Source organism: Chamaesiphon sp. VAR_48_metabat_135_sub, assembly GCF_031418915.1.
In the GTDB taxonomy this organism is placed as follows: Bacteria; Cyanobacteriota; Cyanobacteriia; order Cyanobacteriales; family Chamaesiphonaceae; genus Chamaesiphon.
In genome coordinates, this window is sequence record NZ_JANOJV010000065.1 from 17,961 (window position 1) to 33,960 (window position 16,000).

Below are 16,000 nucleotides of genomic sequence, written 5' to 3' on the forward strand. Positions count from 1 at the left end.
CCTACTTATCAACGATCGATTAATTTAATAATATGCTTTACAGCTATTATTATCGCCGCTTAGATTAACTCCTGTATTGATAGTTTGCCCAGGAGCTAAAGGCTGATTTAGAGTAATACTTTGTTTGGTACCCGAACCTTTTCCAGTTCCAGAAGCTTGCCAATAAATTATTTGTCCAGATGAAATTGTCTGGCTAGTATTATTTTTGATGACTGGTACTTGAGTAACTTCCTTAATTTTATTTGCGTTGCATTCAAGTTGTGTCGATACTATCAGTATACCATTTTGACCATTGGGAGTTAATTTATCTTCAGCACGAGCACTACGATCAATCGAGATAACAGAAGTTAATAGTGAAATTAGGATGATGGTACTAAAATTGAAAGTGAGTTGCATATTTCAACGGGGTTTAATGAGAATATTTGTGTTAGTTGTCTAAATCAAATCATTTGACTTTTGATTTTTCTGTCTCAACTAAGTTAACTTCAATTTATCAAAGCATAATTCCCGATCTTAAGGAAGGCTTACTGAAAATTAACAGATTTAGATTCTTTACTGTAGCTATACATTGCTCCTTAGATCGGAGAAAATTGTTGAGGAGGCTGGATCTCGATCGAATCATACCGCGATTCTCCATGGCAGAATTTGTGCCGAAGGCAGGCGATCTCCAACGCCAACAGACAATGAAATATGGCAAACTAGTAGAATTATCCCTCGCATCAACTCATAATGACTACCAGACGTAATTTTCTCTACTTACTTGGTGCAGGTACTACGGTAACTTTTTTTGGTCCGGTAACGAAGGCTAGCTGGGCAATCTCGATTGACAAGACAACAACTGGAACAGATCTGTTTAAGCTACCGCCTTTAACTTATGATTACAACGCGCTAGAACCCCATATTGATGCAACGACGATGAAATTTCATCACGATAAACATCATGCTGCCTACGTGAAAAATTTGAATGCTGCGGTAAATAAACACCCAGAACTCAAGACTAAAAGCGTCAAAGAAATGCTGCTTAATCTTGACAAATTACCAAAGGATGTTCAAAAAGTCGTGAGAAATAATGGTGGCGGACATCTCAACCATAGTATGTACTGGAAAATTATGAGTCCGAAAGGTGGTGGCGAGCCAACAGGCAAAATTGCCACAGCAATTAAGACTCAATTTGGGACATTTGATGCTTTTAAAACCCAATTTAATGAGATGGGGACGAAGCTATTTGGGAGTGGTTGGGTATGGTTAGTCCAGGAAAAAGGTCAGCTTAAAATTATGACTACATCCAATCAAGATAGTCCAATAACCCGAGGTTTATATCCAATTATGGGTAATGATGTTTGGGAACACGCTTATTATCTAAAGTATCAAAATCGTCGTCCTGATTATTTATCGGCTTGGTGGAATGTGATTAATTGGAATGAAGTAAATCGACGATTTGAACAGTCTCTAAAAGCTTAGAATTGAAAGTTATAAATCAAGTTTTAGATCGCAACCAGCCAGCCTGCGAGGATATATCCCCGACTTCTTCGAGAAGTCGGGGATATAATATAATATATTAGGCGTAATGCTCACATCTTGCACCAGATTCAAAATTTCTAGCTCTGTTAGTTTAATATTTACTTGATTTTTTGATTGAGAGATTTATAAGATTGCTCTTTTTGCAGCCAATCGCGACCAAGTTTAATTGTCACGTCAGAATAGAGATTACCAGAACTTTCAACTTTTACTTCTCCAAATCCTAATAGCTGAGATAAACCTTCGGCTACTTCAGGATTACCTTTTTGAGCGATAAATTGACTGGTGTTGAGATCCTCTTTAATTTTGAGGTTGGTGTCGAGATGGACGTTTTGATAACCTGCTTTGTTCAACCGTTTAATTAGTCTGGTTGTTGCATCGGGGAAGTGACTGGTATCTTGAATATTAACGCGCAGATTTTCGGCTTTGGGCTGCTCTAGGGAAATTGTCCCGTGGTCGAAGTAACGTGCCATCATATTTCTGATACCCTTCTCATCTGCGAGCCAATAGCTGGTGCCATGTTTGCCATCGCCATTGTAGTCGCCTGGCATCATGAGTGACTGCATTTTTGATTTACCATTTTGCATGGAGAAACCACCTAAGGCAAGTAATTCTTCGACGGTAAGATTGGTATCGACGTGGGATTGAACTACTGAAAATAGTTGGGGAATTCTGGCAATAGTCATCGGGTTGAGAGACTGCTCCAGCAATGCTTTGAATACCATCTGTTGGCGTTGCATTCGACCGATATCCCCATTCGCATCATGACGGAAACGGAGTAATCCTAATAATTTGATGCCATCGAGATGTTGTTTGCCAGCTTTAAGATTGACGTAAAAATGTTGCGAGTCATCCTGATATTTGATGTCTTTGGGTACGGTAACAGTCACGCCACCGAGTTCATCGACGAGTTTGGCAACTCCCATATTATTAACGCGAATGTATCGATCGATCGCCACGCCACCTAAAACTTTACTAACTTCTTTTGCGGCGGCGGCTGGACCACTTTCTTGATCTACAGCATTGATTTTTTCGGTACCGCGCCCCGTTCGCTCGATCTTGGTATCGCGGGGAATCCCCAGGACGATCGTCCGTTTGGTTTGGGGGTCGAATCGGAGTACCATCATGGTATCTGACAAGCCTTCTAAGGAATCAACTTCGGCATCATAACCAGTTTTTTTGCGATTGCTACCATCACTATGCTTGACATCGGAAATATTCGTTTTGATGCCCAATAACAGAATATTTACTGGTTTGGAGACTTCTGGTACCTGTAATAAACTTCGAGAGAAGGCTTCTTTACCATTTTGATTGAAAAACGCTTCATCGGCTGCGGATAGAGTGCGTTGTTGCAGCGGTGCGGAAGTCAAGGAGACGGCTAAAAATGCCCCCGCAGCAGCAGAAACCGCACCAATGCTACCTAGCCCCAACCAAACCCACAACGGTTTTTTCCGCCGCCTTTTCGCTGGCTGACGGCGCACCATTTGGGGATTGGATTTAGTTGATTTCCGGCGGGTTTGGTTTACTTTTCTAGCTTCCACTTTACTCACGGTTTAATAGGGGTTGGTGGGTTTGAATAATTACTGGTAATTATGGTCGTTTTGGTTTAGGAGCGGCTGGCTCTGACAAATTAATGGTGCGTTCTGCTAGGGCACTAAATCCAGGCAATCTTAAAGATTTCTTTTGCCAGAGTAGCATCATTAGCCATAGGCTAGCTAAAAAGTAGCTAGAGGTAGCGAGACTATTGAGGAATAATAAGCGGAGTCCGAGTGGTGATGCTCCTGATAAATCTGCACCAACATTTAAGCTCAGATAGGTAGTCAACCACAAGAAGGCGAGGAGAATTGATAAGCGACATACGGCTAATTCTCGTTTATCCTTTTGGCGACGGTAGATAGTCCAAAGTGAGGGTAGTAGTCCAATGACGGGTGTGAGGTAGAGAAATGTTTCTAACTTGGCGAGTGCGTCGATATCTCGATGGTGTGTTGGTGCCTGGGAAGTATCGGGCAGTAATGTCATGGGTTGTTGTCCTAGCAATGCTAATGGTTTTACTCCATATATTTAAAATCCCCAGTTTTTTGCTATTTAGCAACATGTCGCTGAAAATTTTTCAATTAGGAGGGTAGTATACTTTGCACGGGCATTACTTGCGCTTTTCGGTGAGAGGGTTGGTAAGAGTGTCAAGAAGCTCTCAGATTGTGACAGTGGAAAGTATAGCTAGTAAATCTATTCTCATTCCGATCGCCTGAGCAGAGGAGTTTGGTACACAATCTTAAAAACTTGTCACCCATTAGCTAAGGTTAACATTTTCTTAATTATTTCAGCTTTTTGTCGATCGCTGCAAGTGCAAATAGTCATGTCGATCGATCTAGAGTATATTTCGCAATGGCTTCTGGCTTCGCTTTTGCACCGCCCTCAAATGAATTATGTGTTAAAACAGAAGTTTGTCCCATTGTGCATCTTTAGCTCCTCCCTATGGCTTCAACCGACCGCGACACCATTCGTATCCGTGGTGCGAAACAACACAATCTCAAGAATATTAGTTTAGAGCTACCACGCGATCGACTGATTGTGTTCACGGGGGTGTCTGGTTCGGGCAAATCGTCTTTGGCCTTCGATACAATTTTTGCTGAGGGTCAGCGGCGATATGTGGAGTCGCTGAGTGCTTATGCGCGGCAGTTTCTGGGACAGTTGGATAAGCCGGATGTGGATGCGATCGAAGGTCTAAGTCCAGCCATCTCGATCGATCAGAAGTCTACTTCTAATAATCCTCGATCGACTGTCGGTACGGTGACGGAAATTTACGATTATTTTCGCTTGTTATACGGTCGTGCGGGTACGCCTCATTGTCCGAAATGCGATCGATCGATTGCACCCCAAACCATTGATGAAATGAGCGACAGAATTCGCGCTCTGCCAGAAAAAACGAAGTTTCAGATCCTAGCTCCAATTGTGCGGGGGAAAAAAGGGACGCATCAAAAGGTCTTATCTAGTCTCGCGGCTGAAGGTTTTGTGCGCGTGCGAATTAATGGCGAGATTCGCGAATTAGCCGATCGAATCATATTAGATAAGAACCAGCATCACACGGTGGAAATTGTGGTCGATCGATTGGTAAATAAGGAAGGGATCGAATCGCGCTTATCCGACTCTTTGACTACCTGTTTACGTCATGGAGAGGGTATAGTCACCATTTCGATTATAGAAGATACATCTGCAGAAAACAAGGAAAAACAGCCTCATGAGCTAGTCTTTTCAGAGAAATTTGCTTGTCCCGAACATGGCGCAGTGATGGAGGAATTATCACCGCGCCTGTTCTCATTTAACTCCCCCTACGGTGCATGTCCAGCCTGTCACGGGCTGGGAAGTTCGCGCACATTCGACCCTGAATTAATTATCCCCGATCCAGCAGCGGCTATTTATCATGCGATCGCGCCTTGGTCTGATAAAGATAATTCCTATTATTTATCCCTATTATATAGCCTGGGACAAGCCGCCGGATTTGCATTAGATACACCGTGGAATAAACTTACGCCCGAACAACAAGGGTTGGTTTTGTACGGTCGCGAAGAACCGATTTGGATGGAAGATATGGATGACCATCGTAAGTTTAAAGGGGTCGTCAAAATTCTAGATCGACAATATAATGATGCCTCAGAATTGCAGAAACAAAAGCTGGAACAATACCTGACTAATCAACCTTGTGAAGCTTGCGGCGGAAATAGATTGAAAGCCGAAGCTCAAGCCGTAAAATTAGGACAGTATGGCATCCTTGATTTTACCAGTGCGCCGATCGACGAATGTTTAGCCCGACTTGAAAAATTAGAACTCACGCCGAAACAAACTAAAATCGGCGAATTAGTGCTCAAAGAAATCATCGCCAGACTGCAATTTTTGCTTAATGTAGGCTTAGATTATCTCACACTCGATCGAGCTGCGATGACATTATCCGGCGGTGAAGCCCAACGCATCCGCCTCGCCACCCAAATCGGTTCCGGCTTGACAGGCGTATTATATGTCCTCGACGAACCCAGCATCGGCTTGCACCAACGGGATAACAGCCGACTATTAGACACGCTAACTAAATTACGCGACTTAGGTAACACCCTCATCGTCGTCGAACATGACGAGGATACTATCCGCGCCGCCGATCATCTCGTCGATATTGGCCCAGGCGCGGGCGTACATGGCGGTCATATTGTCGTTGAGGGCGATCTCAACGCGCTGCTTGCATCTGAAGATTCGATCACAGGCGCGTATCTATCAGGCAGAATGGGGATTGAAACACCAGCCATCCGCCGCGAAGGAAATGGACGCAGCTTAGTCCTCAAAAATGTTCGCCGCAACAACCTCAAAAATTTGGATGTCGAATTTCCCCTCGGAAAACTTGTCTCGATTACGGGTGTGTCCGGTTCAGGCAAATCTACCCTGATCAACGAACTGCTCCACCCCGCTCTCCAACACCACCTCACTAAACGAGTACCATTCCCCAAAGATGTCGATGAATTGAAAGGGATTAACGCGATCGATAAAGTCATTATCATCGATCAATCACCAATTGGTCGCACCCCTCGATCGAATCCAGTCACCTACACAGGTGTATTCGATACCATCCGCGAGGTCTTCACCCAAACCATCGAAGCCAAAACACGCGGCTATAAAGCGGGACAATTTTCGTTCAACGTCAAAGGTGGACGCTGTGAAGCCTGTAGCGGACAAGGTGTAAACATCATCGAGATGAACTTCCTCCCCGATGTCTACGTTCAATGCGATGTCTGCAAAGGCGAACGCTACAACCGCGAAACCCTCCAAGTTAAATATAAAGGTAAATCGATCGCCGATGTCCTGAATATGACCGTCGAAGAAGGCTTAGAATTCTTCCAAAATATCCCCCGCGCCGCCACCCGCCTCCAAACCCTGCTCGATGTCGGACTTGGCTACGTCAAACTCGGACAAACCGCCCCCACCCTCTCCGGCGGCGAAGCCCAGCGAGTAAAACTCGCCACCGAACTCTCCAAACGCGCCACTGGCAAAACCTTGTATCTGATCGACGAACCCACCACCGGACTCTCATTTTACGATGTCCACAAGCTCCTAGACGTGCTGCAAAGACTAGTCGATAAGGGAAACTCCGTGATCGCGATCGAACACAACTTAGACGTGATTCGCTGCTCCGACTGGACGATCGATCTGGGGCCAGAAGGTGGTAATAAGGGGGGAGAATTAGTAGCAGTGGGAACGCCGGAACAAGTGGCGAAAAATCCTAAGTCGCATACTGGGAAATATCTCAAGCAGGTATTGAAACAACATTCAGCAGCGGTAAAAACTTGAGCATCAATCTGAAGTAGATCGAAATTGCCTCCAATTGCTCAGATATAATTGAGGTCTAGGCTAAAAACTAACAATCGTGCTATCCCATGCAAATAACTCTGAATCTAGATGAAGCCCTGCTAGAAGAAGCTCTGCAACTCACCAAATTTAGCACTCAGGAAGAACTGATGAACTTGGCTTTGCAAGAACTCGTGCGATCTCGTCGCAAGAAAAATCGGCTCTCCAGCAGTTATGGTGATAAGCAAGACTTATTGAATGGGGGAAAGGGAAAAGGGGGTTTGATGCTAGGCTCGATTGATGTTTAAGTACGCTATTTCCCCATATTAGCTGGAGAGCCTAAATGTACCCCTCGTTGGCATAGCCTCTCTGTCAAGAGAATCGCCGATGTCCTGAATATGACCGTCGAAGAAGGCTTAGAATTCTTCCAAAATGTCCCCCGCGCCGCCACCCGCCTCCAAACCCTCCTCGATGTTGGACTCGGCTATGTCAAACTCGGACAAACCGCCCCCACTCTCTTCGGCGGTGAAGCCCAACAAGTCAAACGCGCCACAGGCAAAATCCTATATCTCATCGACGAACCCACCACCGGACTCTCATTCTACGATGTCCACAAGCTCCTAGACGTGCTGCAAAGACTGGTCGATAAGGGTAACTCTGATTGCGATTGGACAAAGCCCACACTTCGTGAACGAACACAACCTCGACGTGATTCGCTGCTCTGACTGTGATTCGCTGCTCTGACTGTTTGCAATTAATTCTGTTGTTGGTAGTCGGATCACAAATGAGATAGACACAGAATTATATTGATTAAATATTAGACCTCCTGCAAAAGTATTTAATAGATCCTTTCATATCAACCATTTCGAGCATTATTAATTAATAATAAAAGATTGCTTGACTGTACTGACAATTATAGGTTCTGTCGATCGATCAAGGACTTATGCAGGAGGTCTATTGAATCAGAGCGAGAACCATCTTGTTAACAGTCAGGAAGGCTTCAAGTCAAGAGGGTTTCTTCGATGCTCCGTTGCCAAGATAACTTCTCAAAAAGCAGATAAATCGAGAGCTGCTTGGGTTTTTAAGAAGGATAGTAGTCTCTGCTTAATGAAATCAACACCACCAGGGACATTCGATTCAATATTTACGGGAATTACTGGATCGTGCAAGGACAATCGCAATAAGAACCAACCATTTTCGTTGTCTGCCGTACAAGAAACTCGCACCCCTTCATAATTATTAGGTACAATTTTCCAATCTGGCTGACTCAATCCAAAGGTGTGCATTTGCTCGATAACACTATTTCCAAGAGATTGAAAATCCTCAACATTAATCTTAATTCGCAACTCTTGACTCTCGACTGGTTCTTGTAAATTGGCAATTAAATCTGTTAATGATTTTCCAGCTAACTTAGACTTGGCTAACTCGATTAATAGTTTACTTATTAAATATGCCCCATCATCGAGAAAGTGATTTTCTTTCATCGCTGCGTGCCCAGAAGTTTCGATCGCCAGCCATGATTCTTTACCTTCTCGATCCAGTCGCATCGACTCATTGATGACATTTTTATAGCCACGTTTAAACCGATGATGAATACCACCTAAATCTCGATCGATAAATTCTGTTAATCCATCGGAAGTAATTGAATCAGTCACAATTGTGGAATTTGGATGCTCCTGTAGAACGATCGCGCTAATTAGTCCGATTAACCGATTGCGATTGAGTTCTTTTCCCGTACTATCTACTGCCGCAGAGCGATCGACATCTGTATCAAAAATAATACCAAAATCAGCTTGATGTGTAATTACAGCCTGACAAATTGCCGCCATTGCAGTTGGATCTTCAGGATTAGGAACATGGTTGGGAAAAGTACCATCTGGATCTAAAAATTGACTTCCAGTTGTATCTGCACCTAAAGGTTGTAAGACTAGATCGGCATAGAATCCACCCGCGCCATTACCTGCGTCAACAATGATTTTTAAACCTTGTAACGGCCGATCGAAATCAGTAGGATGATTGACAGCTTGCCGAATCTGGTTGACAAATTGGTCGGCATATACTGACATAAAATCACGTTCAGAAATCTTGCCATTTACTGCCGCAGTTTCCAATTTATTAGTTGCAGCTAAAGTCAAAATATCTGAAATATCTTTTTTTTCTAAACCACCTTGCGCGGTGAAAAATTTTAACCCATTCCGATTGAACGGCAAATGACTCGCCGTCAGCATAATTGCCCCATCGCACTCAAATCCAGCAGTAATCGTACTCATAAACATCGCAGGAGTAGAAGCCATGGCAAAGTCATTTACCTGACTCCCAACAGATGTAATTCCCTCCATCACAGCTTGCATAATTGCAGGCCCAGATAAACGACTATCACGTCCCACCCCAATTATCAATTCATTGTTAGGTTTATTTACTTTCTGCGAGAGCCAGCTAGCAAAGGCTTGTCCAAGAATTTTGGCGATTTCAGGGGTGAGATTAACATGTTCGTTAGGAACGCCCTCAAGAGCGATACCTCGAATGTCTGAGCCATTTTGCAGCTTGTTCCAGTTGAAATTTTGCATGGTCGCCATCGGGAGTAAAAAAGGGGTAGAGAGTAAAGACTAGTAACGCACCAAAACACGCCTACATCCCCGACTTCTTTAAAGTTGGGGATGTGAGTTAAGATTATTTTCTTATAACTATAGCCAAAATACTTTAAAATGAGTGGCAAGACCGATCCACTTCCTAAAATCTTTTAGTGTTTTCGCCAATTCCTCAAAAGAACTTGTGGTTTGAACGATCGATGGCAATTATCGCCTCGATCGGGTTTATAGTAGCAATATTCGACCTGACATATCTTCCCTGGCGCGATTTTTACTTCCGAAACATTCCAGTAGTCATTCACCAATACGATCGATTCAAAGGGATAGAAACTCATCGAGAAACCGAACGTTATCTCAATGCTGTCGAACAACTCAAACGCACAGTCAAGCAAACTGGATTAGCTTCTGCTCAAAGTCAGATCTGGTTACAGGAAATGGATGTTTTGAGTGTGAGTATGATTCAAAATAATCCATTCCAAGTAGCTGGAAAAACTGGTAATTTAGAAAAAATAAAAAATGAAGTACGCGATCGAGTTCAGAATCAGTCAGACAAAGGTGCTTTTCAAACTTTCTGGAGTCAGGATTATTTAACTAAAGCTGGTTGGGAAGAAGAGCTAGAATTTTACGAACAAAAAGTCAAACCTTTAATTGTTACTAATTACTATCGACGATTAGATGAATCAGGTAATTATGTCGATCTTTTTTGGCAGATAGATCTATATTTTATCGGTATTTTTGCGGTCGAACTCCTCAGTAGAACTTATTATATACGCCGTCATAATCGTAATCTCAGTTGGCAACAGGCGATCGTGCGTCGTTGGTACGATCTCATCTTATTATTACCATTTGCCCAGTTCCTCCGCATAGTTCCAGTCTTAATTCGATGGCATCAATCAAAATTAGTTAATCTCGAAGTAATCCAATCCGAACTAAATCGCTTATTTGTCGGGGAAATTATTAATGAACTGACCGATGCTGTGGTAGTCCAGGTATTTCAACAAACCCAAGGCGCAATTAAGCAGGGGCAAATAACTCGAATTGTCGGTAACTATCTCAAAACTCCACATATCGACTTAAATAATGTCAATGAAATTGAAGTGCTGTTTGAACTGATATTAGAGATCGTTGTTTATCGGGTAATTCCCAAAATTCAACCAGATTTAGAAGCAATCTTTCGACATTTGTTTCATCAAGCTCTATTAGAATCGCCAGCTTATCGCAACCTCAAAATGCTCCCAGGCATCGGTGAATTGCCTGTGCAAGTTATCGATCGAGTTGTCAAGGAAGTTTCGGCATCTATCTATACAGCTATCGCCAAAGTCATTGCAGACCCCGATAGTGGCAAACTCAGCCGTCGTCTAGCTGAGAATCTGACTCGATCGATCGGTGATGAAATGCAACGGGGGCAAACAGTTATCAAGATCGAATCTTTAGTTTACGATCTTTTGGAAGAAATTAAAGTTACTTATAGCAGCAAGGAGATGTAATTTCAGAGGCTATTCAGAAAGTTAATTTCGTCACTTCTAAAGCCTAGAATATCCACTTAAATTAGATATAAATTCAATTTACATCTAATTTAGCTACAGTTGAGAGCCAACCATTTTTGCTTGGTAATTTCCATTTTATTTGCCTCAATCCATTGTCCTTTTTTTTGAAATGCGTGAGGAATATATCTGATAAATTGCATTCCACTTTTTTCAAGTACGCGCTGACTTCCTTTATTCCAGAGCGCGTAACTTGCATCAATTCGAGTCGCACCTAGTCGCTCGAATCCAAATTCAATTACTGCTTTTAGTGATTCCGTCATGTAACCTTGTCCTTGATGCTCTGGATGCGTCCAGAATCCCAGATTCCAAACATTCTGACGCTCGGTTTTGCGAATACCAATTCTGCCTATCAGGTGATTTGAAGATAAATCGGCGATTGTAAAGCTAAATGTTCTCCCTGCTTCCCAATCGAGAATTTGCTCTCTCAATGGCTCATATAACTCATCGATAGTTGCAGGTGGTTCCCATTGCATTCCGTTATTAAATCCTGCAAATCGCGTAGCCGAAAACACAGATGGAATATCCGCAGCAGAGGGGCAGCGAAGCAGGCATCGTGCCGTTTGAATCATAAAATCTTGGGAAATAACTGTTTCCATCTCAAAACTTGACATTTGTTCGATTTTTGTTATCAGTCCAACTACTATAGTTTATATCTATTTACCAAATAAAACATGGAAGTGGTAGATTCTATTTCGAGGTTTATCTTGCCTATAGAAAAGATTTTATCGATTGGTGTTAGGTGGAAATTCTGATGGCAATAGTGGGCTAGCATCTTGTAAATACCCACACTCCTTACAGTGAGTTAAGTGTTTGTAAGTAAGCTCGTGACAGTTTTGGCACTCAATATATTGAGCATAGCCACAGTGAGGACAATGCGTATCGTGAGACCGAATTTTCTTGGCACAGTTTAAGCAAAGCTGATTTTTAAATCGATTAGCAACCTGAGATTTACTGCTTGGGGTAAGTTTCTGAGAAATTTTAATGATGCTGAAACCTACTAGTGGAATTAGCAAAATATAGAGATAGCTGACCAGAAATAATAAGCCACCGAACAGCCGCGTAACAATATTTAGAAAGAATTGAAAAATTGCTCCAATTTGGAGAAACTCAAATATTTTGAGCAAGAGCGGAATGAAGAATATTGCCAGTAAGTGAAAACTAATTAGGGCAATTAGTCCAGCATTTTTTCGTAATGCAAGTCTATGTACTATCAGCGCAATTGCAATTAGTGGTAGTAAAAAGATCGCTTGAAAAGCTAATTGAATGCTAGGATACCAGAAAGATGCACGATCGTATTCCTGGTTGATGATTTGATATTTGGAATCGTCTTTAATTAAGTTAATGAGGCTGATGCTTTCTGTTTTCTGGGCTAGACTCTCTTTGAGGGTAGAAACTTCTGTTTCTAGGGTAGAAATGCTAACCTTGTTTTGAGCTAATACCTGTTTAGCTTTTTCAGCACTAACCGTATTAATCGACTGACTAGAGCCTTGTCCAGCAATTTTCTCTAGTAGAGTTGAATCATATTGAGATCGAATATTATTATTTGCTTGCTCTAGACTACTAACCTTATCACTTTTTTGTCTGATATTCTGCTGAATTTTCCTATTTTCGGGAATATTAACTCGATCTTTGAGCTTGGCATAATTCAAACAAATCGGGGAAACTTTCCCTAGTCGATCTTTTTCAGCATCTCGTTCTATTTGTTGAAATTGAGATTGCTTAGGATCGCGCTCGAAAGCTGAAGCAAGTACTTTGTAATCCCGATTGTTTTGATCTTTTGAATCGCGATAGCTCTCCCAGTCCGATCTGCAAGGGTAAGCCTGAGATGGGCTGAGATGCCACTGACTGATGTTATCTAAACCAGAAAAAACATTAAACAGAATAAAAATATCGATGATAATCACAACGCTCAGGCTGAGTGCGTTGAGTGGTTTGTTATTAATAGATCTCGATTTTCTGAAAAACTGATTTATAAAGCGTCGGATAGTGGCAATCATAATAGTTAAATAGCTGGTGGCACAGGATTACTCAGAGCAGAAGAAAGTGGGCGAGGACTATTTTTTAATTCTACTATTCTGAGATTAATAGTGACAGTTTCATTTACATCGGTTTCAAAATCTTTAACTGTTTGAAATGTTTGATGGGATTCCCCTTCGGTGCCCACACCTGCCTCACTAAAGGAAGCACGGCTTTGTTTTGACATCATTGCACTTGGTGGCACGATCGACGCAGGCCTTACAATTCTTTTTTCTGGCATGAATGTAATGCTAATTAATCCATTATTAGGATCGCCAGTAGTTAAACCGATCGCATTTCCGCCTTCAGAGCCAACTGCATAAGCACAAAATTTTTCGGCAATATGAACTGGGCGTTCTAAAATCGATACTTGATGGGGCATTAACACCCAGGTTCCTTGATCGAGTCCATGAATATGAATGTTAACCTTAGACTTTCGATCGGAGTAATTATTTAATTTTAACGTAAAAGGTGCTTTACCTTCTGTCATTTTAATGGCGACATAGCCTCGATCGTCTTCTGTTCCTGGTTGGATTTCAGCAAGATAGTTTCCAATTTGCATATTTAACTCCTAGTTGTTTGTGACTATTTTAGTTGGATTATTATTTTAACGCACCATGTTGAGAAAGGATTTGTTCGACTTTCGCTTCTTCGATTTTAGAAGTTAACTTAGTTGCTTCATGAAGATCTCGTTGAGTCTTTGCCACACTAAAAGTAGAAGCAACAGAAAATCCTAAGCCCATACCCATAAACCCTTTAACCCATAAATCCACAGGTAAATAAATAATGCCAGTAGTTGTCATGCCGATCGAGAGAATAAACGATGCCCAAGTTTGAAAGATCCAGGCATTACTATCTTTTTGAGTACCAAATTGTTGCATATTAATTTCCTCCTAACATCGGTAGTTGATGAGCGATGTATTTGTGTTGATATGCCAATATTAAACTGGATAAATATCGATCGGGAGTCGGAATAGACAGTTTCTTAACTGGCTCTTTAGGGAAGGGTAAAGGGTAAAGGAGAATTATCGAGGTTTGTGGTTTAACATAAAGATCGATCTTCTTTCCCTACCGACTGAGCCATGACTAATCCACCGTCTACATCTACCCCCCAGGTTGCCTCTGGGACAGCTCCATTATTACCACCTGATGGTTGGATGGAAATTGGTTCGATCGTCGGCGCACAGGGGATTAAGGGGGAAGTGAAGGTGCATCCGAACTCGGACTTTCCCGAACGATTTGAACGAGCGGGAGAACGCTGGTTGTGGGGGAGTCAGGATGTGGAGCCTCGATCGATCCAACTGAAAAAGGGCTATGAAATCCCTGGGAGAAACCTATATGTGGTGCAGTTAGAAGGCATTCACAATCGCAATCAAGCCGAAAATATGCGGGGGCAAATGTTGTTACTTCCCACTACCGATCGACCAAAATTGCGATCGGGGGAGTATCATAGTCAAGATCTAATCGGTTTACCTGTCTTTCATCAGGTGACAGGGCTGGAAGTTGGGATTGTTACAGATATTTTTACCGCTGGGCATGAGATTTTGGTAGTAAGTGCAACTCAGGCTGATGGCAAAACCGCAGAGGCGATGATCCCTTTTGTCAAGGAAATAGTGCCCGTTGTCGATCTTGACAATCGACGAATTGAAATCTTGCCTCCAGCAGGATTGTTGGAGATATATTTGCCTAGTTGGAAAGCCAAGCAGGAAGAGGTTTAGAGATCGCTTGAGTTAATGCGTAGATCTCTACCCCACCCCAACCCTCCCCTTTACAAGGGGAGGGAGCCGGAAAAGCCCCCTTTACAAAGGGGTTGGCAGGGTGGATTAGTTGTCGCCAAAGGAAAATCTTTCAGTACGTTTTAACATACTTTTGTCGTTAGCCCGTGATTTATCTACGGGTGGTTGACGACGAAGCACCAGGGTTCTAGATTTTATTCCCTGACAATTAATCTACCCTGCCCTTTAGGGGGTTGGGGGTAAATATTATGGTGGGAACAATTTGGCGCAAATAACCAACAACAAATAACAAAGAGCAAACAGCCAAAATGGAACAGCTTAACAATGCATTTACCCTGTTTTTGAGTTTACTGGTAGAAGCAATCCCGTTCCTGTTGCTAGGAGTGTTGTTATCGAGCGTACTGCTGATTTTTATCGACGAACGATGGTTGATGGCGCGGATGCCCAAACATCCCGTTTTGGGGGCATTTGTGGGGAGTTGCATCGGGTTTTTATTCCCTGTCTGCGAGTGTGGGAATGTGCCCGTGGCACGGCGACTAATTATGCAGGGCGTACCGATGCCTGTGGCGATTGGCTTTTTACTTGCAGCACCGACAGTGAACCCGATTGTAATTTGGTCTACTTGGATTGCTTTTCGCGATCGACCGGAAATAGTAATATTAAGGGTGGTATTCTCGCTGCTGATTGCGACGATCGTCGGTTATATTTTCAGCGTCCAAAAGGATCTCAAACCTATTTTACAACCCGCGATCGCGTTAGGCACAATTCGCTCTCAACCGAAGGTTAGTACTGGCTCTAGTCTGCTCGATGGGGGTGATTTTATGCTGGGTAATGCTGGTGCAGCATCGGTGAGGATGACTCAAGACTTGATGCAGCCACCTAAACGATCGATCCGCGATAATGTTAATTTAGTCCTGGATAATGTCGTCCAAGAATTGCGAGAATTAGGGGGCGTATTAGTATTGGGGAGTGCAGTAGCAGCAGCGATTCAAACGCTGACACCACGAGAACTAATTGTTAGTTTAGGCGAAGGGCCAATTTTATCGATCGTCGTGATGATGCTCCTGGCTGGTTCGATTTCAATTTGTTCTACTGTAGACTCTTTTTTCGCGCTCTCTTTTGCAGCCACATTTACCAGCGGTTCTTTACTAGCATTTCTGGTATTTGGGCCGATGTTCGATCTCAAGAGCATTGGATTAATGTTATCAATATTCAAGCCTAAAGCAATCTTCTACATATTTGCGATCGTGACTCAATTAACCTTCCTCTT

Annotated in this window: 15 protein-coding genes; 7 read left to right on the forward strand and 8 right to left on the reverse strand. The window is 42.7% G+C overall.

The features are described 5' to 3' along the window. Nucleotides 1-24 precede the first annotated feature (24 nt). Nucleotides 25-396 (reverse strand): hypothetical protein, encoded by a 372-nt coding sequence (locus tag RMO55_RS05355; protein WP_310424586.1) that lies wholly within the window; start codon nucleotides 394-396, stop codon nucleotides 25-27. A 333-nt stretch (nucleotides 397-729) separates the two neighbouring features. Between RMO55_RS05355 and RMO55_RS05360 the strand changes: the two genes are divergently transcribed. Beyond that, complete coding sequence (locus RMO55_RS05360) at nucleotides 730-1,461, forward strand: superoxide dismutase (RefSeq protein WP_310424588.1); 732 nt, start codon at nucleotides 730-732, stop codon at nucleotides 1,459-1,461. 158 nt (nucleotides 1,462-1,619) lie between these two features. Here RMO55_RS05360 and RMO55_RS05365 read toward each other — a convergent pair whose 3' ends face one another. Together RMO55_RS05365 and RMO55_RS05370 are read right to left on the reverse strand one after the other, a co-directional pair. Beyond that, nucleotides 1,620-3,068, reverse strand: a complete 1,449-nt coding sequence (locus RMO55_RS05365) for an LCP family protein (protein ID WP_310424590.1) — start codon at nucleotides 3,066-3,068, stop codon at nucleotides 1,620-1,622. Nucleotides 3,069-3,108: 40 nt separating this feature from the next. After that, complete coding sequence (locus RMO55_RS05370) at nucleotides 3,109-3,537, reverse strand: hypothetical protein (protein ID WP_310424592.1); 429 nt, start codon at nucleotides 3,535-3,537, stop codon at nucleotides 3,109-3,111. 456 nt (nucleotides 3,538-3,993) lie between these two features. On the opposite strand from RMO55_RS05370, the gene uvrA reads away from it, so the two are divergent. The 3 genes from uvrA to RMO55_RS05385 all read left to right on the forward strand — a co-directional run bounded on the left by uvrA (nucleotide 3,994) and on the right by RMO55_RS05385 (nucleotide 7,568). Then, the gene (uvrA, locus tag RMO55_RS05375) at nucleotides 3,994-6,846 is read left to right on the forward strand and encodes an excinuclease ABC subunit UvrA (protein ID WP_310424594.1); all 2,853 of its coding nucleotides are present in this window, start codon (nucleotides 3,994-3,996) and stop codon (nucleotides 6,844-6,846) included. Nucleotides 6,847-6,932: 86 nt separating this feature from the next. Beyond that, entirely contained in the window at nucleotides 6,933-7,151 is a 219-nt protein-coding gene (locus RMO55_RS05380; protein ID WP_310424596.1) for a type II toxin-antitoxin system VapB family antitoxin, read from the forward strand. A 90-nt stretch (nucleotides 7,152-7,241) separates the two neighbouring features. Next, entirely contained in the window at nucleotides 7,242-7,568 is a 327-nt protein-coding gene (locus RMO55_RS05385) for a hypothetical protein (RefSeq protein WP_396134179.1), read from the forward strand. Nucleotides 7,569-7,889: 321 nt separating this feature from the next. Here the strand turns inward: RMO55_RS05385 and RMO55_RS05390 are convergent, their stop codons facing one another. Then, the gene (locus tag RMO55_RS05390) at nucleotides 7,890-9,410 is read right to left on the reverse strand and encodes a phosphomannomutase/phosphoglucomutase (protein WP_310424598.1); all 1,521 of its coding nucleotides are present in this window, start codon (nucleotides 9,408-9,410) and stop codon (nucleotides 7,890-7,892) included. Between the two features lie 176 nt (nucleotides 9,411-9,586). On the opposite strand from RMO55_RS05390, the gene RMO55_RS05395 reads away from it, so the two are divergent. Next, a complete protein-coding gene (locus RMO55_RS05395) occupies nucleotides 9,587-10,918 on the forward strand; it encodes a hypothetical protein (RefSeq protein WP_310424600.1) in 1,332 nt (443 codons plus the stop codon). Between the two features lie 89 nt (nucleotides 10,919-11,007). Here the strand turns inward: RMO55_RS05395 and RMO55_RS05400 are convergent, their stop codons facing one another. The 4 genes from RMO55_RS05400 to RMO55_RS05415 all read right to left on the reverse strand — a co-directional run bounded on the left by RMO55_RS05400 (nucleotide 11,008) and on the right by RMO55_RS05415 (nucleotide 13,875). Continuing rightward, nucleotides 11,008-11,589, reverse strand: coding sequence for a GNAT family protein (locus RMO55_RS05400; RefSeq protein ID WP_310424602.1), 582 nt, complete (start codon nucleotides 11,587-11,589; stop codon nucleotides 11,008-11,010). A 111-nt stretch (nucleotides 11,590-11,700) separates the two neighbouring features. Beyond that, nucleotides 11,701-12,975 (reverse strand): hypothetical protein, encoded by a 1,275-nt coding sequence (locus RMO55_RS05405; protein ID WP_310424604.1) that lies wholly within the window; start codon nucleotides 12,973-12,975, stop codon nucleotides 11,701-11,703. 5 nt (nucleotides 12,976-12,980) lie between these two features. Then, nucleotides 12,981-13,556, reverse strand: a complete 576-nt coding sequence (locus RMO55_RS05410) for a hypothetical protein (RefSeq protein WP_310424606.1) — start codon at nucleotides 13,554-13,556, stop codon at nucleotides 12,981-12,983. A 40-nt stretch (nucleotides 13,557-13,596) separates the two neighbouring features. Next, nucleotides 13,597-13,875, reverse strand: a complete 279-nt coding sequence (locus tag RMO55_RS05415; RefSeq protein WP_310424608.1) for a YiaA/YiaB family inner membrane protein — start codon at nucleotides 13,873-13,875, stop codon at nucleotides 13,597-13,599. 201 nt (nucleotides 13,876-14,076) lie between these two features. Here RMO55_RS05415 and rimM point away from each other — a divergent pair, with 201 nt between their 5' ends. Together rimM and RMO55_RS05425 are read left to right on the forward strand one after the other, a co-directional pair. After that, complete coding sequence (gene rimM / locus RMO55_RS05420) at nucleotides 14,077-14,712, forward strand: ribosome maturation factor RimM (protein WP_396134181.1); 636 nt, start codon at nucleotides 14,077-14,079, stop codon at nucleotides 14,710-14,712. A 326-nt stretch (nucleotides 14,713-15,038) separates the two neighbouring features. Next, nucleotides 15,039-16,000 (forward strand): permease (locus tag RMO55_RS05425; protein ID WP_310424610.1); only part of this gene is annotated, 962 nt, incomplete at its 3' end.